18 protein-coding genes and 1 riboswitch are annotated in these 18988 nt (G+C 45.6%); of the genes, 15 read left to right on the forward strand and 3 right to left on the reverse strand.

The genetic code is table 11. From position 1 onward, the window contains the following. The first annotated feature begins 229 nt into the window (after nucleotides 1-229). The 5 genes from EAI83_RS15715 to EAI83_RS15735 all read left to right on the forward strand — a co-directional run bounded on the left by EAI83_RS15715 (nucleotide 230) and on the right by EAI83_RS15735 (nucleotide 5988). Nucleotides 230-1348 carry a fibronectin type III domain-containing protein gene (locus EAI83_RS15715; RefSeq protein ID WP_129976078.1) on the forward strand — a complete coding sequence of 373 codons (1119 nt, stop codon included), beginning with the start codon at nucleotides 230-232 and terminating at the stop codon, nucleotides 1346-1348. Nucleotides 1349-1439: 91 nt separating this feature from the next. Next, nucleotides 1440-1547: riboswitch (TPP riboswitch) on the forward strand. Nucleotides 1548-1795: 248 nt separating this feature from the next. After that, the gene (thiS, locus tag EAI83_RS15720; RefSeq protein WP_015526603.1) at nucleotides 1796-1999 is read left to right on the forward strand and encodes a sulfur carrier protein ThiS; all 204 of its coding nucleotides are present in this window, start codon (nucleotides 1796-1798) and stop codon (nucleotides 1997-1999) included. Between the two features lie 163 nt (nucleotides 2000-2162). Beyond that, nucleotides 2163-2948, forward strand: a complete 786-nt coding sequence (locus tag EAI83_RS15725) for a thiazole synthase (protein ID WP_129976081.1) — start codon at nucleotides 2163-2165, stop codon at nucleotides 2946-2948. A gap of 166 nt (nucleotides 2949-3114) precedes the next feature. Continuing rightward, nucleotides 3115-4356 (forward strand): 2-iminoacetate synthase ThiH, encoded by a 1242-nt coding sequence (gene thiH / locus EAI83_RS15730; protein ID WP_129976083.1) that lies wholly within the window; start codon nucleotides 3115-3117, stop codon nucleotides 4354-4356. A gap of 615 nt (nucleotides 4357-4971) precedes the next feature. After that, complete coding sequence (locus EAI83_RS15735; RefSeq protein WP_059086478.1) at nucleotides 4972-5988, forward strand: sulfate ABC transporter substrate-binding protein; 1017 nt, start codon at nucleotides 4972-4974, stop codon at nucleotides 5986-5988. Nucleotides 5989-6092: 104 nt separating this feature from the next. Here EAI83_RS15735 and EAI83_RS15740 read toward each other — a convergent pair whose 3' ends face one another. The 3 genes from EAI83_RS15740 to EAI83_RS15750 form a co-directional block, all read right to left on the reverse strand. After that, nucleotides 6093-7403: a hypothetical protein gene (locus EAI83_RS15740; RefSeq protein WP_021650465.1), complete on the reverse strand. Its 1311-nt coding sequence runs from the start codon at nucleotides 7401-7403 to the stop codon at nucleotides 6093-6095. 199 nt (nucleotides 7404-7602) lie between these two features. After that, nucleotides 7603-8316: a response regulator transcription factor gene (locus EAI83_RS15745; protein WP_021650464.1), complete on the reverse strand. Its 714-nt coding sequence runs from the start codon at nucleotides 8314-8316 to the stop codon at nucleotides 7603-7605. Next, nucleotides 8317-9507 (reverse strand): sensor histidine kinase, encoded by a 1191-nt coding sequence (locus EAI83_RS15750; RefSeq protein ID WP_243113532.1) that lies wholly within the window; start codon nucleotides 9505-9507, stop codon nucleotides 8317-8319. 307 nt (nucleotides 9508-9814) lie between these two features. Here EAI83_RS15750 and EAI83_RS15755 point away from each other — a divergent pair, with 307 nt between their 5' ends. The 10 genes from EAI83_RS15755 to EAI83_RS15800 all read left to right on the forward strand — a co-directional run bounded on the left by EAI83_RS15755 (nucleotide 9815) and on the right by EAI83_RS15800 (nucleotide 18375). Further along, nucleotides 9815-11053, forward strand: coding sequence for an O-acetylhomoserine aminocarboxypropyltransferase/cysteine synthase family protein (locus EAI83_RS15755; protein WP_129976091.1), 1239 nt, complete (start codon nucleotides 9815-9817; stop codon nucleotides 11051-11053). Nucleotides 11054-11093: 40 nt separating this feature from the next. Then, nucleotides 11094-11957: a 4Fe-4S binding protein gene (locus tag EAI83_RS15760; RefSeq protein ID WP_059086476.1), complete on the forward strand. Its 864-nt coding sequence runs from the start codon at nucleotides 11094-11096 to the stop codon at nucleotides 11955-11957. Continuing rightward, complete coding sequence (locus EAI83_RS15765; protein WP_015526613.1) at nucleotides 11950-12195, forward strand: sulfurtransferase TusA family protein; 246 nt, start codon at nucleotides 11950-11952, stop codon at nucleotides 12193-12195. Before EAI83_RS15760 ends, EAI83_RS15765 begins: the two co-directional genes overlap by 8 nt. 12 nt (nucleotides 12196-12207) lie before the next feature. After that, complete coding sequence (gene thiS, locus EAI83_RS15770) at nucleotides 12208-12417, forward strand: sulfur carrier protein ThiS (RefSeq protein WP_059086475.1); 210 nt, start codon at nucleotides 12208-12210, stop codon at nucleotides 12415-12417. Beyond that, entirely contained in the window at nucleotides 12417-13223 is an 807-nt protein-coding gene (thiF, locus tag EAI83_RS15775; RefSeq protein ID WP_059086474.1) for a thiazole biosynthesis adenylyltransferase ThiF, read from the forward strand. Before thiS (EAI83_RS15770) ends, thiF begins: the two co-directional genes overlap by 1 nt. An 82-nt stretch (nucleotides 13224-13305) precedes the next feature. Beyond that, nucleotides 13306-13722 carry a M67 family metallopeptidase gene (locus tag EAI83_RS15780; RefSeq protein WP_059086473.1) on the forward strand — a complete coding sequence of 139 codons (417 nt, stop codon included), beginning with the start codon at nucleotides 13306-13308 and terminating at the stop codon, nucleotides 13720-13722. A gap of 5 nt (nucleotides 13723-13727) precedes the next feature. Next, nucleotides 13728-15434, forward strand: a complete 1707-nt coding sequence (locus EAI83_RS15785) for an adenylyl-sulfate reductase subunit alpha (protein WP_129976085.1) — start codon at nucleotides 13728-13730, stop codon at nucleotides 15432-15434. Then, a complete protein-coding gene (locus EAI83_RS15790; protein ID WP_015526617.1) occupies nucleotides 15418-15729 on the forward strand; it encodes a 4Fe-4S dicluster domain-containing protein in 312 nt (103 codons plus the stop codon). Before EAI83_RS15785 ends, EAI83_RS15790 begins: the two co-directional genes overlap by 17 nt. A 56-nt stretch (nucleotides 15730-15785) precedes the next feature. Beyond that, complete coding sequence (gene cysD, locus EAI83_RS15795) at nucleotides 15786-16688, forward strand: sulfate adenylyltransferase subunit CysD (protein ID WP_015526618.1); 903 nt, start codon at nucleotides 15786-15788, stop codon at nucleotides 16686-16688. A gap of 1 nt (nucleotide 16689) precedes the next feature. Beyond that, nucleotides 16690-18375 carry a sulfate adenylyltransferase subunit 1 gene (locus EAI83_RS15800; protein WP_129976087.1) on the forward strand — a complete coding sequence of 562 codons (1686 nt, stop codon included), beginning with the start codon at nucleotides 16690-16692 and terminating at the stop codon, nucleotides 18373-18375. The last annotated feature ends 613 nt before the right edge of the window (nucleotides 18376-18988 follow it).

Raw genomic sequence — 18988 nt, forward strand, 5'->3', positions numbered from 1 at the left:
CACTGTGTAAGACATTGCAGTACCGTAAGGTGTTTGCCAATGCAGTAGTGGGAGAAGCAAGAATCCCCCTGCTTTAGTTGAGGGGAGTGTCAAGCCATTGTAGAAACTGCCGAATTTCACCGAAAGCCCTGATTCGGCGAAAAATATCATAGCAGGAATAATTTTTATAATGTATACTATATTTGTTAGGGAATCCAGATATACCACAAAGCAGAAAGGAAAAAAGCGTATGAGAAGAAATTGGAAAAAAGCTTTATGTGGCATTTTGACAGGTTTTATGCTTGCAACGGCGGCACCAGCTGCGGTTCCGGAGTTGATCAGTGCGACAGAAGTACAGGCGGCGATAAACGTAGCAACGCCGGCTATGTCTTCTATTAAGATCTCCGGCAGGAATAAGATTATTTTCAGCTGGAAACAGGTAAAAGGAGTTGCCGGATACCGGGTATACCGCAAGACCGGAAACAGCGGATGGAAAGCAGTAAAAACCCTCACAGGAAGCAAAAATGTTACGTTTACCGATACAAAAGTAAGTACCGGAGTAAGCTATACTTACACAGTGAGAGCTTACCGGAAATCCGGAAAAAATACGATCTGGAGTAGATATAATGAAAAAGGTCTGACAGCAATCGCAGGTCTGAATTATCTCACCCTGAATAAGACCAGCCTGACACTGGCATCGAAAAAAACTTATACACTGAAGATCAAAGGCACCAGTCTGAAACCGTCATGGAAGAGCAGCAACACAAATGTTGTCAAGATAACTTCTGTCGGAAAGATCACCGCGGTAAAAACAGGAACAGCGGTTATCACAGCGACTCTTGGTGGCAGAAAATTCACCTGCAAGGTTACTGTAAAGAATCCGACCTCGGCTAATACCAGATTGACGCAGAATTATAGCAAATTGAAAAAATACATCAGTCAGAAAGGCAAATATACTGAAGACGGAAATCAGTTTATAAATGTCAAAGTAGATAAAGAAAGTACTCTGATGATCGGTTATCTGAAGAAAGAAGATAAGATAGATATTGGGATGATGCTCTCTATGCCTTCAGATGGAATCCTTGCCGGACTGGATATTATCGGAAACTGTGTGAAATCTGATACGGTCAATGTGAAGTCCGCCCTGTCTACAAATGAAGTCTTTCTGCTGGTGACTTCTTCTACAAAAGCATCTGCTTATAAAGGTCAGAATCTGACTTTCTTGTATACAAACGGAAAAAAAGCGATGACAGATCTGCAGGATTCTTCCAATATTATGATGAAAGCGACAATGAAAGTAGCAAATGATTATCTGAAAAAGAATTTAAATCTGACAATGAAAGATCTGGGATTCACTGCTTATAAATAAAAGTTACTGTTCACTCTGCAAATAAAACCGGCAAATAAAACCAAAATTTATTGTTCTTGACATGAAGCAGAATCGGAATTATACTAAACCATGTAAATAACAGGGGAGCTTGTGATGGCAGGCTGAGAGGAAGTCTTCAACTTCGACCCTTATACCTGATTTGGATAATGCCAACGTAGGAACGTATAAGATGAATTTACGGGAGATACTTTGGTGTATCTCCTTTTTTATTGGATGCGGATGTTTTTATCCGATTGAATACGTAAGATCAGGATTTACAGGGAAGGGATCAAGAGCGAATGCTTTTAACCCCGGTATCGACAATTGAATATTGGGAAATTTGAGAGTGAACTGAGTTCATGAAGGGGTGCACCACCGCGGGTGTATTTCTTTGTGAACTCTTTTTTATTGACGAATAGCTTTTGAAGTTTCCGGAAAGGAGAGATCATGATCACAGTAAATGGTGAAAGCAGAACATTGGAAAAGCCGGTGACAGTAACAGAATATCTGGAAGCATGTAACTATGTTCCGGTGCAGGTTGTAGTAGAGCTGAATGAAGAGATCATTAAGAGAGACACTTACGATACAACAGTACTGAAAGATGGCGATGTTGTGGAGATTCTGCAGTTTATGGGCGGCGGAAGCTGCTGATGTCGCTATAGAGATAAAATTAGGTATATATACCACGGCAGTAACTGACAGATAAGTTACTGAAAAAATGCAGATGAAGAATGATCTGGCAGAAGAAGGCGCTGGTTATAAATCGGTGGAAATATTTTCTGCAAACAGACATAAAGAAAGGTGGACATAAAAAATGACAACAGCAAACACAAATGAAGACAAACTGATCCTGGGAGGCCATGAGTTTACTTCCCGTTTTATCCTTGGTTCCGGAAAATTTTCCCTGGAGCTTGTAAAAGCATGTATTGAAAAAGCAGGAACTCAGATCGTAACACTTGCCCTGCGTCGTGCAAATGAGGGTGGACTTGCGAACATTCTGGATTATATTCCGAAGGATGTTACGCTTCTTCCGAATACGTCCGGCGCCAGAAATGCAGAAGAGGCAGTCCGTATTGCAAGACTTTCCCGCGAGCTTGGCTGTGGAGATTTTGTAAAGATCGAAGTTATCCATGACTCCAAATATCTTCTTCCGGATAATTACGAGACCATCAAGGCAACAGAGATCCTTGCAAAAGAGGGCTTTGTAGTTATGCCATACATGTATCCGGATCTGAATGCAGCCAGAGATCTGGTGAATGCAGGAGCTGCCTGTGTAATGCCGCTTGGCTCTCCGATCGGTTCTAACAAAGGAATCTGTACAAAAGAATTCATCCAGATCCTTATCGACGAGATCGACCTTCCGATCATCGTGGACGCAGGAATCGGCCGCCCGTCACAGGCATGTGAGGCTATGGAAATGGGTGCTGCAGCAGTTATGGCAAATACAGCCATTGCAACTGCAGGAGACGTCCGTGTTATGGCGGAAGCCTTTAAGAAAGCTATTGAGGCAGGAAGAAGTGCATATCTTTCCGGTATGGGAAGAACTCTGGAGAGAGGTGCAAGTGCATCCTCACCACTGACCGGATTTCTTCATGAGTAAAATTGATAAATGAATGATTGAACGCAGAACACTAAGCGGGGGACAGGCACTGCCTGTGTAGTGAAACACAGGTATTGTCTGGTTTCAATCGAAATTGAGTTTACAGATATGCAGCAGTGAGGACCAGAGTATTGCTGCAATATATGAGAGGAGCGACATAAGAGTAATGGCAGAAACAGTACAGGCCAGTCAGCAGGACGGCCATTTTAATGAAAGTATCGTAAATGAAGAAATTCTGGAAGATATGAAAAAGAACCGTATCGATCACATGAAGTACCTTCCGGATATGGAACAGCTGGAAGAATCTGATGTAATGGATCAGGTTATTTCCACAATGAACGCATATGATTATGATAAGTACACAGAAGCGGATGTACGGAGAGCGCTTGCTCATGACAACCGCACACCGGAGGATTTTAAAGCACTGCTTTCACCGGCAGCGCTGCCTCTTCTGGAAGAAATCGCACAGGCTGCACGGATCGAAACAAGGAAACATTTTGGAAACAGTATCTGCATGTTTACACCAATCTACATTGCAAACTACTGTGAGAACTACTGTATTTACTGTGGATTTAACTGCCACAACAAGATCCGCCGCGCACAGCTGAATGCAGATGAGATCGAGAAAGAGATGGCAGCCATTGCAGAAACCGGACTCCAGGAGATTTTGATCCTTACCGGAGAGAGCAAAACGAAATCTAATGTGGAATATATCGGAAAGGCCTGTGAGATCGCCCGGAAATATTTCAAGGTAGTCGGTCTTGAGGTGTATCCGATGAACTCTGATGAGTACGCATATCTTCACAAATGTGGCGCAGATTATGTGACAGTTTTCCAGGAGACATATAATTCTGATAAATACGAAACTCTGCATCTGGCAGGCCACAAGAGGATTTTTCCATACAGGTTAAATACACAGGAGCGTGCGTTAAAAGGCGGCATGCGAGGTGTTGGTTTTGCGGCACTTCTGGGACTGGATGATTTCCGCAAGGATGCTTTTGCAACGGGATATCATGCATATCTTCTGCAGAGAAAATATCCACACGCAGAGATCGCTTTTTCCTGCCCGAGACTTCGTCCGATCATCAACAACGACAGGATCAACCCGAAGGATGTACACGAACCGCAGCTTTTGCAGGTAGTCTGTGCATATCGTCTGTTTATGCCGTTTGCAAGTATTACTGTATCCACCAGAGAGTGTGAGCGTGTCCGTGACAATCTGGTGAATATCGCAGCAACCAAGATCTCTGCAGGTGTCAGCACCGGAATCGGAAGCCATGTGGATGATATTGAGGATAAGGGTGATGATCAGTTTGAGATTTCCGACGGAAGGTCTGTGGACGAAGTTTTCAACGCCCTGAAAGACCACGGCCTGCAGCCGGTGATGAATGATTATATTTATCTGTGAGATGAAGGCGGCGAAATCGGATCGTATAGACTACCGAGGATAACTTCTGTGGAATATGTGGAAAACCATCCGTCCGAAAGAGCGATTTTTCAGGGTGAGTGTGGATAACTGTTTCGGAAGAATGAATGCAGAAAGATTTTTGTCAAACAGAGGACAGTGCTGGAAGAATTTGTCGTCAGAACAAGAGTGATTTTTCAGTCCGGGTCTGATAAAATGGATATAACCCGGTTTATCTTAAAGAGAAAAATGCAGATGAGGTTTTTGTCAGAATGAAAGAAAAGCAGCTGCATGGAGAAGAACTGACCAAAGAAGATCGCAAACGTGCTGTCAAAGATGAAGCTTACCGCAAAAAACTCCTGGAAGAGCTGAATTCACAAGGTTGATTGCGTTTTCACAAAATCTTTCAACGGTGATGAAGAATATGCAAAAAAGAGTGCGAAATCTATGGATAACAGCTAAAAATCAGACATAAAAACCTGTAAAATCCGCCAAAATATCCCTGATTTCGAAAACTACTGAAAACGGTTTCCAATCTAATAGTTTTCATATGTACTTACTCATGTTTATAATAGCCCCAACAACAAAACACGAGGCAAAACACAGGAGGTAAGTATTATGAAAAGAAGATGGAAATCAGCAGTAGCAGCTCTTGCAGCAATAGCAACAATTGGAAGCCTTACAGGCGTAACCACCTATGCGGCGGACAGTGTCAGCATCACCAATGTATCTTATGATCCGACCAGAGAGCTTTACGAGCAGTACAACAAGAGCTTCCAAGAACACTGGAAGGAAAAAACAGGCCAGGATGTGGAGATCACACAGTCCCATGGTGGTTCCGGCAAGCAGGCACTTGAGGTTGCCAACGGACTGGAAGCAGATGTGGTAACACTGGCACTGGAGTATGATGTAGATGCGATCCAGGATGCAGGACTCATCGATGACGGATGGGTGGACGAATTTCCGGAGGACAGCGCTCCCTATACTTCGACGATTGTATTTCTTGTGAGAAAAGGAAATCCGAAGAACATCAAAGACTGGGACGATCTGGTAAAGAAAGACGTAGGTGTGATCACACCAAACCCGAAAACCTCCGGCGGAGCAAGATGGAACTATCTGGCAGCCTGGGCCTATGCAAAAGATAAATATAACGGAGACGAGGACAAAATTAAAGAATTCATCGGAGATCTTTACAAAAACGTACTTGTCCTGGACACCGGAGCCAGAGGCGCAACGACCTCCTTCGTGGAAAACGGACAGGGTGATGTACTGATCGCCTGGGAAAATGAAGCCTATCTTTCCGTAAAGGATTATCCGGACGACTACGAGATCGTAACACCAAGCATCAGCATCCTTGCACAGCCATCTGTAGCAGTAGTCGATAAAGTCGTAGACAAAAGAGGCACCAGAGATGTGGCAGAGGAATATCTGAATTATCTCTATTCCGATGAAGCACAGCGGATCGCCGGTGATAATTATTACCGTCCGTCAAACCAGGATATTCTGAAGGAATACTCCGATGTGTTTGACCTGGACATCAATCTTGTCACCATTGATGATTTCGGCGGATGGAAAAAGGCACAGGAAACACATTTCTCAGATGGAGGGATTTTTGATCAGATTTACGAAGGATAGACAGCAGAAGATATAGTTGGACACAATAACACAAAGAAGCTGCAGAACAGTGAAAAAACAGAGTCTGCAGCTTCTTTTATGTAAATATTGTGAATCACAAGGGATCAGGCATGGCTTCCTTCGGTCAGGGAACAGCCGTCCATTATACGGATCCCGTTTATGACATCCAGATAAGTGTCATACATTTCCTTCCATTCATCAGAGGCGTCCTTGGAGTACTGGCTGATGGTGGACAGAAGATCGTATTTTTTGCCGTCGACGGTTTCGATACGGCCGAGATAGCCCTGCCATACACTGTCCAGAGGCTGGTCTTCGCCATCGTAATATCTGGCTTCCAGAGTCAGTACAGGAACATCCTCATTGTAATAAGTCAGTTTATATCCACCATTTTCGGTTTCGGTTGTTTCATAATGGCAGAGATATTTCCAACGCTCCGGAGTGAGGACCTGGAAGTAATCCGTCATGGCCATATCCACACGCTCTGCGTAAACGAAATCTATGGATTTGATCAGCTCTGTGGCTTCCTTTTCGGCGGCCTTATCATAGGTGTCTGACGGAGTCAGGACAAAAAGTCCGAATGTATAATCGTCAGTCTGGCATACAAGAGCATCTACATTTTTTTCTTCTTCGTTGACTTCGGTTAAGTATTGATATTTCGTGGCAGGATAAGATTCAAAGGTAAGATCTTTTTTGGTGATGATCTCACCCTTTACCGGATAGTATTCTGCCAGAAAACCCTTCAGGGAAGAATCCTCCAGAGAGGAATTCGGTACTTTTAAAACAAAGGCAGTGCTTTTTCCGCCATTTACGGAACGCTGCTCGAAATAACCTTCTTTTTCGGGCATGGATTCTCTGATCGTATCATCGGCAGGGAATCCAACCCGCATATGAAGCTCGCCGCGCTTTTCCGATTCAGAGGAATCTTCCGTGTTTGTATCGGAAGAGGAATTTGGGTATGAAGAATCGGAATCCTGCGAGGAGGAGTTTCCACTGGTATCGGAGGATTCTTCTGAAGAATCTCCGGAGGAGGAATCAGTTTCAGAATCGGAATATTCCTGAAGATTACCGTAGTCATCAATATAATATTTATCTCTGGAGCCAATATATGTGGTTCCGGTGGCATCTTCCAGCCACACACTGCCGTCCTCATAATAATAATGAGGCTCAAAATAACCGTCCTGTTCGGTCCAGCCGGCATCGTTGCCTTCCATCAGTTCACCGGAATCCGGGTCAGGGGCATAATTACCTTCCCCGATATATTCATCCTCGGAACCATTGCGGTACCAGTAATCTCCGTTTTCATCCTGCCAGATGTACTGACCGTCATCGGTTGGAGGGTCAGAAGCGAGGACCGGGACTGCAGATATGGAAAGAGCGATCGCGCCTGTTAAAAGAACTAAGATTTTTTTATGCATAGGCACCTCCTGATAAATTGCGCAGCAGTTAGCTGCTTACTATTCTTTGATCATAAATTTTTACAAATAAAAAAGATCTGTCTGTTAAGTACATTGTAACAGACAGATCCCGATATCCGGAAATGTGAAGAAAAAGAGACATTTACGGAAAGCTGCGTACAGGTCTGGAAATATGTTATCCGATCGTGAAAAGGCCGGCTTATCGGCAGGTAAAAAGATATCCCTTCCCATAAACCGAGACAATGTCATACTCATCGGTATCTTCGGCACCGATCTTGGTCCGGAGGTTAAAGATATGCCGCCGTACCGTGCTGGTATCTGTTCCTGCACAGCTGCCCCATACCGCTTCGTAGAGCTCTTTTGCAGAAAAAATCTTCTCCTGGTTTTCTGCAAGGAGACGCAGCAGAGAGAATTCGGTCCGGGTAAGGCCTGTGTCGGCATTATTGAGATATGCATGGCCATCCGAAAGATCCAGCCGCAGGCTGCCGATGGTGATCTGACGGGAGGACTGAAATTTTTCTTTTATTTTTTCTTCCATTCGTTTCTGGCGTTCCAGAAGCATCTGGATCACGGCCAGAAATTCATCGAAATTATAAGGTTTGGTGAGATAATAGTCGCCTCCCTGCTGAAGTCCTTCTACCCGATCCCGGATATCACTTTTTCCGGTGAGAAAAAGAACCGGATTCATGGTCTTTTCGCGGAAGCGGCGGCAGATATCCAGACCGTTTCCGTCCGGAAGCATAATGTCCAGGATAAGAAGATCCGGCAGCTGTTCTTCAAGCTGATGATAGGCTTCGGCGGCTGTCTGTGCAGTGCGGACATCGTAGCCACGGCGCCGCAGCATCCGGCAGTTGGTATTCAGCACCTGTTCTTCATCCTCGACCATAAGGATAAGTGATTTCTTTTCATTCATTTATGATTCCTCCTCCGGAAGTGAGAAGAACACCTGAGTTCCCTCGCCTTCTTTACTTTTCAGCCATATTTTGCCGCCATGGGCAGTGATGATCTGATGACAGACATAGAGGCCTATGCCGTGCCGCCAGTAATCCTTATCAGCGGAAACATAACCCTTGAGTGCGTTTTTTCGCATTTCTTCTGACATGCCGGTTCCGGTGTCGGAGACGCAGATGGTCTGCCAGCCCGGTTCGCCGGTAAGAGAAATGGTGATGGTTCCGTTTTGGGTGTGACGCTCTGCATTGGAGATCAGATTGGTGACAACCTGGATCAGCCGTTCCGGATCAGCAGAGATTTCCGGGAGTCCGGATTGTGTCGTAAGGACCAGCTGATTGTTCTTTGAGCTTGGATGACTGCAGTAGTCTTTTTTTGCAGAATACAAAAGACCGGACAGATCTGATGGGACAAGGGAAAGGGCAAGCCGTCCCTGCTCAATGGAAACCGTATCCATCAGATCCAGCACGATCCGGTCAATCCGCATTACCGACTGTTCAATGGTGCGGAGATTTTCCTGCATAAGAGAGAAATCCAGAGGCTCTTCCTCAAGGAGCTCGGAGGTGTCCCGCGCGTGGAGGGAAATGGAACTCAGAGGATTTTTAATCTCATGGGCAACGGTGGTCAGGAAGGTGGACTTGGCATTATCAAGGGAGCGCAGTCGCAGATTCTGTTCCTCCAGAAGGAGCTGCTGCTGGTTATATTCCTTCAGATGAAAATAGAGAACACTGCCGCAGACAATACTTACAGAGACAAACGCCAGAAGGATATCTGCCAGCCGGTCTGCTTCCGTGGCAAAAGGAGTTACAGTGTTCGGGAAATGGTATGCAACCAGACACAGTCCCATATAAAGGAGAATCTCCAGCAGGGAAACGATCAGAGCGCGTCTTTTTTCCAGCATCAGCACGGTAAAAATAATAGCAAAAACAAAGAATGCCGGCATGCCACCACGATAACCGCCGCTGGTAAAAAACATCACCGGAAAAACGAGCAGAAAGATCACGACAATGGTGATCAGGTAGCAGCGCTGATATTTTCCACTGTAATAGGAATAAAGAAAAAGCCCTCCGGAGATTGCAACCAGCGCAAAATTGATCAGTACATTTCCCCAGGAACCGGTCCCGAGGCTGAGAAAGGCCATGATCAGGCTGATCACAGTACCTCCCAAGGCGAGGATGTTGAACAGCCGAACGCGGAAATCAAGGATGGGACTGAATAAAGAGTGAAAAATATTTCGGAGCTTTGGGTTTATATTGATAAGGATCACCTCCTGTTCTTAATGTGGGTTTGTTGTATGTCTGCGAGCATCTTTCTTTTGGTGCTGTGATTATCGTAACTGCTATAATTGTATCATGCTGTCGTATAGTTGTGTACACAAAAAAATACATTTAATCCCGTTTTCCTATTGACATACTATGAATAGTAGGTTAATATAAGTGTCAACAAAAGAAAGGGAAGAGGCTATGAACGAATACGGCTTTAATACAGGGCTGCTCCACGGCACCAACGAGAAATATCCACAGGGTGCAACACAGGTTCCAATCTATCAGAGCAGCGCATTCCGACATGACAGCGCGGAAGACCTGGAGAAAATTTTTGACAATAAAAAAATGGGCTTCTCCTATACAAGGATCAACAATCCTACGGTAGAGTCCTTTGAGAAGAGAGTGACCATGCTGGAGGATGGGATCGGCAGTGTGGCCTGTGCTTCCGGAATGGCAGCGCTGACCAATGCGTTTCTGAACATTCTTCAGGCGGGAGACGAGATTGTGGCAGCCTGCGGACTGTATGGCGGAACTGTGGAATTGTTCGATGATCTGAAGCCTTTCGGGATTTCTGTAAAATATGTGAAAGAGAATAAGCCGGAAGCTTTTGAGGCAGAGATCACAGAGAAGACGCGACTTGTTTTTGCGGAGACCATTGGCAACCCCAAGCTAGATGTTACCGATATCCAGGCAGTTGCGGAAGTGGCACATAAGCATGACGTACCGCTGATCGTAGACAACACGGTGGCAACCCCGTATCTGATCCAGCCACTGAAGCTTGGAGCTGACATTGTGGTTCATTCCTCTTCCAAATATATCAATGGAAGCAGCGATGCCATCAGCGGTATTCTTGTCTGTGGTAAGGGTCTGAAATGGGACCCTTACCGATATCCGGGACTTGCTCCATACCGGAAATTCGGACCATTTGCATACATCGCCAAGCTTAGAAACGGACTTTTCCGGAACACTGGCGCGTGTCTTGCTCCGCAGAATGCTTTCCTTAATAACCTGGGACTGGAAACCCTGGGACTTCGAATGCAGAGACAGTGTGACAATGCACTGGAGCTTGCGAGATTTTTACAGGGCCTGGGTGGTGACATTGAAGTAAATTATCCGGGACTGGAAGAAAGCCCTTATCACGAAATTGCGGAAAAGCAGTTCAGGAATGGCTACGGAGCTATCGTAACCGTAAGAACCGGAAGCAAGGAGAAGGCTTTTTCCATTATTAATTCATTGAAGATCCCGCTGATCATCTCCAATATCGGAGATACGAAGACCCTGGTGATCCATCCGGAATCCACCATCGCGGCACACATCTCCGACGAAGAGAAGCTGCAGTCCGGAGTATTCGAGGATCTGATCCGTATCAGTGTGGGAATTGAAGATATTGAAGATTTAAAAGAAGATTTCAAACAAGCGATAGAAAATAACCGATAAAATCTAAGAGCTGCACCAGCAGAGAAATGGAGAGTTCGTTATGGCAAAAGTAGATTACGCTACATTAAAAAAAGGTGGTTTCATGAGACAGAAGCAGAAAAATAATTTTTCTCTTCGTCTTGCCTGTGTAGGCGGTACACTTACCGCAGAAAACCTTAAGAAGATCGCAGAGGTAGCTGAGAAATACGGTGACGGATATGTACATCTTACTTCCAGACAGGGAGTTGAGATCCCGTTCATTAAATTAGATGATATTGATGATGTAAAGGATGATCTTGCAAAAGGCGGATGCAAGCCTGGTGTCTGCGGACCGAGAGTCCGTACAGTTACAGCCTGCCAGGGCAACGCTGTCTGTCCAAGCGGAAATATCAACAGCTATGACATTGCAGTGAAATTAAATGAAAGATATTTCGGAAGAGAGCTTCCTCATAAATTTAAATTCGGTGTTACCGGATGTCAGAACAACTGTCTGAAGGCAGAGGAGAATGATGTAGGAATCAAGGGAGCAGCTCAGGTCAGCTGGAAAGAGGACGCATGTATCCACTGTGGTGTCTGCGAAAAGGCCTGCAGAGAAAACGCCATCTCCTTTGAGGAGGACAAGCTGGTGATCGACACAGAGAAATGCAACTACTGCGGCAGATGTGCGAAATCCTGTCCGGTGGATGCATGGGATGTAAACGAAGCATATATCGTTTCCTTTGGCGGAACGTTTGGAAATCACATCAGCAAGGGACAGGAATTCCTTCCGCTGATCACCTCTGAGGAGCAGCTTTTCAGAGTGACCGATGCAGCGATCCAGTTTTTTGATGATCATGCAAATCCGGGAGAGCGTTTTAAATTTACCATCGACCGGGTAGGCGCTGAAAAACTTCAGGAAGTTTTGAAAGGAGCATACAATGGCTGATATTAAGATTGATGATACAGTAGATATTACCGATGTAGTTTGCCCGGTAACTTTTGTAAAAGCAAAAGTAGCACTTGAGGAACTGGACGACGGACAGATCCTGGCGATCAAAATGAACGATGGCGAGCCGGTACAGAATGTACCGAGAAGCGTAAAAGAAGAAGGACATCAGATCCTGAAACTTGAAGATAATGAAGACGGAACTTATACACTGATCGTAAGAAAAGTTGAAGAATAGGAGAACAGAGAAATGACAATCACAGTTGCAGGAAATAAAAAAGAGTACGAAGACGGACTGAAGCTTACAGAGCTTATTGAGAAAGAGGATATCGAAAGTCCTGAGTATGTAACCGTAACCATTAACGATGAATTCATCAGCAAAGAAGACGTTCCGAACACAGTTGTAAAAGACGGCGACGTTGTTGAATTCCTGTACTACATGGGAGGAGGCACAAGATAATGGCTTTTACAAATGAGCAGCTTGAGCGTTACTCCCGCCACATCATCCTGAAAGAGGTTGGAGTAAAAGGCCAGAAAAAGCTTCTGAATGCCAAGGTTCTTATCATCGGAGCCGGCGGACTTGGAGCACCGGCAGCCCTTTACCTTGCAGCAGCAGGTGTGGGAACCATCGGAATCGTAGATGCAGATGAGGTAGATCTTTCCAATCTTCAGAGACAGGTCATCCACACAACTGCAGATGTTGGCAAACTGAAAGTAGAGTCTGCGGCTGAGACCATGAGAGCCATCAACCCGGACGTTACCGTAAATACATATCACACGTTTGTGGATTCCAGCAATATCATGGATCTGATCAAAGATTACGATTTCATTCTGGATGGAACAGACAACTTCCCTGCAAAATTCCTGATCAACGATGCCTGTGTAATGGCTGAGAAACCTTTTTCACATGCAGGTATCATCCGTTTCCAGGGACAGCTGATGACCTACGTCCCGGGACAGGGACCATGCTACAGATGTGCATTCCAGAGCCCGCCACCAAAGGACGCCGTACCGACCTGTAAGCAGGCTGGCGTGATCGGAGCCATGGGCGGCGTGATCGGAAGCCTTCAGGCAATGGAAGCCATCAAGTACATCATCGGACAGGGTGATCTTCTTACAGGAAGACTTCTTACCTACGATGCGCTGAAGATGACATTCCGTACCGTGAAGCTTCCGAAGAATCATCATTGCCCGGTATGCGGCGATGATCCGACGATCACAGAACTGATCGATTATGAGCAGGCTGTGTGTGAGCTGAAGCATTAATAAACACTGATCACAGAAACGAAAAGGTGTCTGCTGGTGCAGATACTGTAAATAAGTATAGAAACCCATTGGAGGCCACGAAATGCTGAAATTAAAAAAAGAAGATTACGAAAAAATATTAGACCACTGCAGAAAGGGACTTCCCAATGAGTCCTGCGGCCTTCTGGGCGGGACCATTGAGGACGATGTAAAAACCATCGAGAAGGTGTATCTGCTGACAAATATCGATGAAAGCAACGAACACTTTTCCATGGACCCGAAGGAACAGCTGAGCGCGATCAAGGATATCCGTCAGAACGGATATCAGATGATCGGAAACTTTCATTCTCATCCGGAGTCTCCGTCAAGGCCTTCCGAAGAAGATAAACGACTTGCATTTGACCCGAACATAGAATATCTGATCCTCTCCCTTATGGATGCAGAAAATCCGGTGTTGAAGGCTTTTGGCGTAGATAAAGAGAAAAATGTAACTGTACATGAGCTTCAGATAACAGAGTGATGAGTATGAAAAACAGATTAAACACAAAGGAAATTACAACAGATGTGCTGATCATAGGCGGAGGTACCGCAGGCTGCTATGCGGCGCTGGTTCTCTCAGAACAGAAAGCCGGCAGGGTACTGATCGCAGAAAAAGCAAATATCAGACGAAGCGGCTGTCTGGCAGCAGGTGTTAATGCAATCAATGCCTACATTGTAAAAGGCCGCAAGCCGCAGGATTATGTAGATTATGCAACAAAGGATGCCGCCGGGATCGTAAGACAGGACCTTCTTCTTACAGCAGCGGAGAACTTCAACGAAGTTACCGCAAAAATGGAAAAACTTGGACTTGTGATCCTGAAGGATGAAAATGGCGATTATGTAGCCAGAGGAAACCGTAACATCAAGATCAACGGCGAGAATTTCAAACCACTTCTTGCGGATGCAGTTCATGAAGCTGAGAATGTAGATGTTCTGAATTATGTAAATATCACAGACCTTCTTGTAAAAGACGGTCAGGTTTACGGAGCCGTTGGTTTTTCTATTATGGAAGAAACCGCTTACGTTATCCGGGCAAAAGCAGTTCTTGTTGCAACCGGCGGAGCGGCTGGACTTTATAAACCGAACAATCCTGGATTTTCCAGACATAAGATGTGGTATCCGCCATTTAACACAGGTGCCGGATACGCAATGGGAATCCTGGCAGGCGCGGAGATGACGTCCTTTGAGATGCGTTTTATCGCACTTCGCTGCAAGGATACCATTGCTCCTACGGGAACCATCGCACAGGGTGTCGGCGCAAAACAGATCAATGCAGCTGGCGAGATCTATGAGACAAAATACGGACTGACCACAAGCGAGAGAGTTTATGGAACAGTCCGGGAAAATCAGCTTGGCCACGGCCCGTGTTACCTGAAGACTACAGGGATCACGAAGGAACAGGATGAAGATCTTTTGAAGGCTTATCTCAACATGGCACCGAGCCAGACTCTGAAATGGATCGAAAGCGGAAAGAGCCCCAGCGAGCAGGATGTGGAGATCCAGGGAACAGAGCCGTATATCGTAGGCGGTCATACAGCCAGCGGCTACTGGGTAAATACAGGCCGTGAAACTACGGTGAAAGGTCTTTATGCAGCTGGTGATGTTGCAGGTGGATGTCCGCAGAAATATGTAACAGGAGCTCTTGCAGAAGGAAAGCTTGCAGCATTGGATATGGTGAAACAGTTTAAGGCCGGAACTCTGAAGGAAGCAGATATTCAGACTGAGACAGAGATTAAGGTTCAGGAAGGGGAAATTCTTTCTCAGTACGAAAAGTTCCGAAATGAAGACGCACAGGCATTTTCCGTGGAAGAACTGGAAGAGGCTATGCAGAAAGTCATGGATGAATATGCGGGAGGAATTGCTTCTAATTATCAGTTTAATGAGAAGCAGCTTGCTCTTGCAGATGAAAAAATCCTTCAGCTTCAGGCTCTTGCCGAAAAAACAGCGGCAGCAGATATGCATGAGCTGATGTTTGCATACGAACTTCGTGAGCGTCTCATTGTGTGCCGTTCACTGATCGCTCATCTGAAAAACCGCAAAGAGACCAGATGGCATTCTTTTAACGAAAATCTGGATCATCCGGAAACAGATGAGAAATTTTATAAATATGTAAATTCGAAACTGGAAAACGGCGAGATCAGGATGATTTTTCGCGACATTGTAAAGGAGGACACATATGAGCATACGAATTGATCAGAAAAAATGTGTTGGCTGCAGAAAATGCAGTGAAGTATGTCCGGGAACCCTGATCGTCATGGAAGACAAAAAAGCCGTGATGAAATATCCGAAAAACTGCTGGGGTTGTGTTTCCTGTGTAAAGGAATGTAAAGCCGGTGCCATCGACTTTTTCCTTGGTGCGGATATCGGCGGGAACGGAAGTATCATGAATGTAAAAAGCGAAGGAGATATCCTTCATTGGATCATTACAAAAACGGACGGTTCTACATCCGTGATCGATGTGGATCGACGGAATTCGAATAAATATTAGACCAGAAGATAAGTGCTGCCGGTTCTGGCGGCCGGAACAGGAGGATGAGATCAGATATGAGTGGATTATCACATTTGGATGAGCTGGAAGCAGAGGCAATTTATATCATCCGTGAAGTTGCAGCAGAGTGCGAGAAGCCGGTAATGCTTTATTCTATAGGAAAAGACAGTTCTGTAATGCTTCATCTTGCAATGAAGGCTTTTTATCCGGAGAAACCGCCATTTCCGTTTCTTCACGTAAATACAACATGGAAATTTAAAGAGATGATCGAGTTTCGTGACAAAACCGCGAAGGATCTGGGAATCGAAATGCTTGAGTACATTAATCAGGATGGTGTGAAGCAGGGTATCAATCCTTTTGACAGCGGCTCCGCATACACAGATATCATGAAAACGCAAGCACTGAAGCAGGCTCTTAAGAAATATGGTTTCACAGCTGCTTTTGGCGGCGGTCGTCGTGACGAGGAGAAAAGCCGTGCAAAAGAGCGTATCTTCTCCTTCCGTAATGCAGAGCAGGCCTGGGATCCGAAGAACCAGCGTCCGGAGATGTGGAAGCTTTATAATACGGAGATCAATAAAGGCGAAAGCATCCGTGTTTTCCCGATTTCCAACTGGACTGAGACGGATATCTGGCAGTACATTAAGAGAGAAAATATCCCGATCGTTCCTCTTTATTTTGCAAAAGAGCGTCCGGTTGTATACAGAGACGGCAACATTATCATGGTGGATGACGACAGAATGCGCCTGAACCCGGGTGAGGAGCCGCAGATGAAAAAGGTCCGTTTCCGTACTCTCGGATGCTATCCTCTGACAGGTGGTATCGAGTCTGACGCGGAGACACTGGACGAGATCATTGACGAGACCTTAAGCTCTGTGGAATCTGAGAGAACCACACGTGTTATTGATTCCGACGGCGGAGCTGCAAGTATGGAAAAAAGAAAGAGAGAGGGGTACTTCTAGGATGAGCGGATTACTGAAATTTATCACTTGCGGAAGTGTAGATGATGGAAAATCTACACTTATCGGTCATATTCTTTATGATTCCAAGCTTTTATATGCGGACCAGGAAAAAGCCCTTCTTCTGGACAGCAAGGTAGGTTCCAGAGGTGGTGCCATTGATTATTCTCTTCTTCTGGATGGCCTGATGGCAGAACGTGAGCAGGGAATCACCATTGATGTTGCGTATCGTTATTTTACAACCGATAAAAGAAGCTTTATTGTTGCGGATACTCCCGGACATGAGGAGTATACAAGGAACATGGCGGTTGGAGCTTCCTTTGCTCAGCTTTCCATTATTCTTGTGGATGCGAAGCAGGGGGTTCTGGTCCAGACAAGGCGTCATGCACGTATCTGCGCTCTGATGGGTATCCATCATTTTGTATTTGCTGTTAACAAAATGGATCTTGTTGATTACAGTGAGAGTCGTTTTAATGAGATCGTAAAGGATATCAATGAGCTTTCTGAGACTCTGGGTCTTCAGGATGTTGTGATCATTCCTGTCAGTGCTACAGAGGGTGATAACGTAACGAAGAAGTCTCCGAATATGCCGTGGTATACGGGCAAAGCTCTTCTGGATCATCTTGAGACTGTGGATGTTTCCGAGGCTGAGAATGTCAGCGAGTTTTATCTGCCTGTTCAGCGTGTTTCCCGTCCAAACCATGAATTTCGCGGTTTCCAGGGCCAGATCGAGAGTGGCTGGGTTCATGTAGGCGATATCATCACAACGCTCCCAAGCAACGAGACAGCGGCTGTTAAGACGATCCTGGTGGGCAGTGACGATCGTGAAGAGGCTGTTGCCGGTCAGGCTGTTACGATTCAGCTGGATAAAGAAGTGGATGTCAGCCGTGGTTGTGTTCTTACCAATAATAATGAGATTCCGGTGGCTAAAGGTTTCGAGGCTACTCTTCTCTGGATGGATGATTCCAGGCTTGAAGTGGGCAAGGAGTATCTTGTGAAGCTTGGTACCAAGAAGATCGCAGGTGTGGTTAAGAGTATTGAGTTTAAGACGGATGTAAATACCGGGGAGCATCTGCATGCGGATACGATCGAGAAGAATGAGATCGCTCTTTGCAAAATCGGTCTTTCTGATAAGGTTGTGCTGGATGAGTTTAAGAGGAATAAGACTCTTGGTGAGCTGATCCTGATCGACCGTGTGAGTCATATGACTTCTGCATGTGGTGTTGTGGAATCGGTTGATACTGAGGGGGAGAAGCCTTATTTCCAGAAGGATGATGTGAAGGTTGGCGGTTATGTTTTTGAGGAGTTTTATTTTAACCTTGAGAATGCGCTGCTTTCCAAGGCGGATAAAGAGGTTAAGACTTATCATGTAGGGGATGTGGTGCCTGTTGAGGGTGACAGCTTTGAGTATCCGGGCTATTTTGATATTGTGTCTCTGGAGGATAGCGCGGCTGTTCTGATCCGTGATAAGAGGGTGCAGGATATTATTCCGCTGGATGAGTATGTGTTTATGGGGCTTCCTGTTGTGGATGAGAGAGGTTTTGCTCTGGAGATTCGCAGTAATGATGATTATCAGATGTTTTTGAGGGAGTTTGAGGCTGCTGATAATAAGTCGGAGTTTCATAATAAGTGGTTTAAGTTTGAGACTTACAGGAGGATTGTCTGCACGGATAATTTCTGGATGATCTGATGTTGGGTTACTTATAGTTTCTATAGTTATGTGTGTAAGAGGCTGCATGTGTGGCCTCTTTTCTTTGGGTGTTGCGGGATTTCGTGGTTTGACGGACGCCGAGGAGCTGGCATATGGGCGGGACAGGCTTCGTCGGTGGAAACTACTAAGACTCTGAAAGGTGGCTAAAAGCGTTTTCCAAAAGTCCGAACTCGCTGCGCTCAGACAGCGAACTTTTGAAAAACAACGCCACCTTCCAGAGCCTAAGTAGTTGTCACACCTCCTGCAGAGCGCCCCGCCCATATGCCAGCTCCTCGGCTGTGCACACAGGCCGGTTGCGGAAAGTGAACAGTTCGAGATAGTATTCAATGATGCATGGCAGTAGAGTGTCATACAGAAATTGTTCAGGAGGAATGTTGTATCTAAGAATCAGCTCGGCACAACGTTCCGGAATAATATCGGCTCAGACAGTAATCAGCTTGGCATAAGATTCCATAATAAAAGTCAGTCGCATTATATATCGAAGATGTAGCGCTTGTTCCGTGCCCAAGAGGGTGGGGGGGGGGCAGGGAAGCCCTCGGACTTCGGAACTCTGAGATGGACTTCCCCTGCGCTGTCCACACGGACAGCGTGT

The sequence above is a fragment of the Blautia sp. aa_0143 genome (assembly GCF_004167315.1).
Classification (GTDB): domain Bacteria; phylum Bacillota; class Clostridia; order Lachnospirales; family Lachnospiraceae; genus Blautia_A; species Blautia_A fusiformis.

Coding starts and splice junctions, on each gene's coding strand:
- EAI83_RS15715 (WP_129976078.1), top strand. CDS start 230: ATGAGAAGAAATTGGAAAAAAGCTTTATGTGGCATTTTGACAGGTTTT.
- thiS (WP_015526603.1), top strand. CDS start 1,796: ATGATCACAGTAAATGGTGAAAGCAGAACATTGGAAAAGCCGGTGACA.
- EAI83_RS15725 (WP_129976081.1), top strand. CDS start 2,163: ATGACAACAGCAAACACAAATGAAGACAAACTGATCCTGGGAGGCCAT.
- thiH (WP_129976083.1), top strand. CDS start 3,115: ATGGCAGAAACAGTACAGGCCAGTCAGCAGGACGGCCATTTTAATGAA.
- EAI83_RS15735 (WP_059086478.1), top strand. CDS start 4,972: ATGAAAAGAAGATGGAAATCAGCAGTAGCAGCTCTTGCAGCAATAGCA.
- EAI83_RS15740 (WP_021650465.1), bottom strand. CDS start 7,403: ATGCATAAAAAAATCTTAGTTCTTTTAACAGGCGCGATCGCTCTTTCC.
- EAI83_RS15745 (WP_021650464.1), bottom strand. CDS start 8,316: ATGAATGAAAAGAAATCACTTATCCTTATGGTCGAGGATGAAGAACAG.
- EAI83_RS15755 (WP_129976091.1), top strand. CDS start 9,815: ATGAACGAATACGGCTTTAATACAGGGCTGCTCCACGGCACCAACGAG.
- EAI83_RS15760 (WP_059086476.1), top strand. CDS start 11,094: ATGGCAAAAGTAGATTACGCTACATTAAAAAAAGGTGGTTTCATGAGA.
- EAI83_RS15765 (WP_015526613.1), top strand. CDS start 11,950: ATGGCTGATATTAAGATTGATGATACAGTAGATATTACCGATGTAGTT.
- thiS (WP_059086475.1), top strand. CDS start 12,208: ATGACAATCACAGTTGCAGGAAATAAAAAAGAGTACGAAGACGGACTG.
- thiF (WP_059086474.1), top strand. CDS start 12,417: ATGGCTTTTACAAATGAGCAGCTTGAGCGTTACTCCCGCCACATCATC.
- EAI83_RS15780 (WP_059086473.1), top strand. CDS start 13,306: ATGCTGAAATTAAAAAAAGAAGATTACGAAAAAATATTAGACCACTGC.
- EAI83_RS15785 (WP_129976085.1), top strand. CDS start 13,728: ATGAAAAACAGATTAAACACAAAGGAAATTACAACAGATGTGCTGATC.
- EAI83_RS15790 (WP_015526617.1), top strand. CDS start 15,418: ATGAGCATACGAATTGATCAGAAAAAATGTGTTGGCTGCAGAAAATGC.
- cysD (WP_015526618.1), top strand. CDS start 15,786: ATGAGTGGATTATCACATTTGGATGAGCTGGAAGCAGAGGCAATTTAT.
- EAI83_RS15800 (WP_129976087.1), top strand. CDS start 16,690: ATGAGCGGATTACTGAAATTTATCACTTGCGGAAGTGTAGATGATGGA.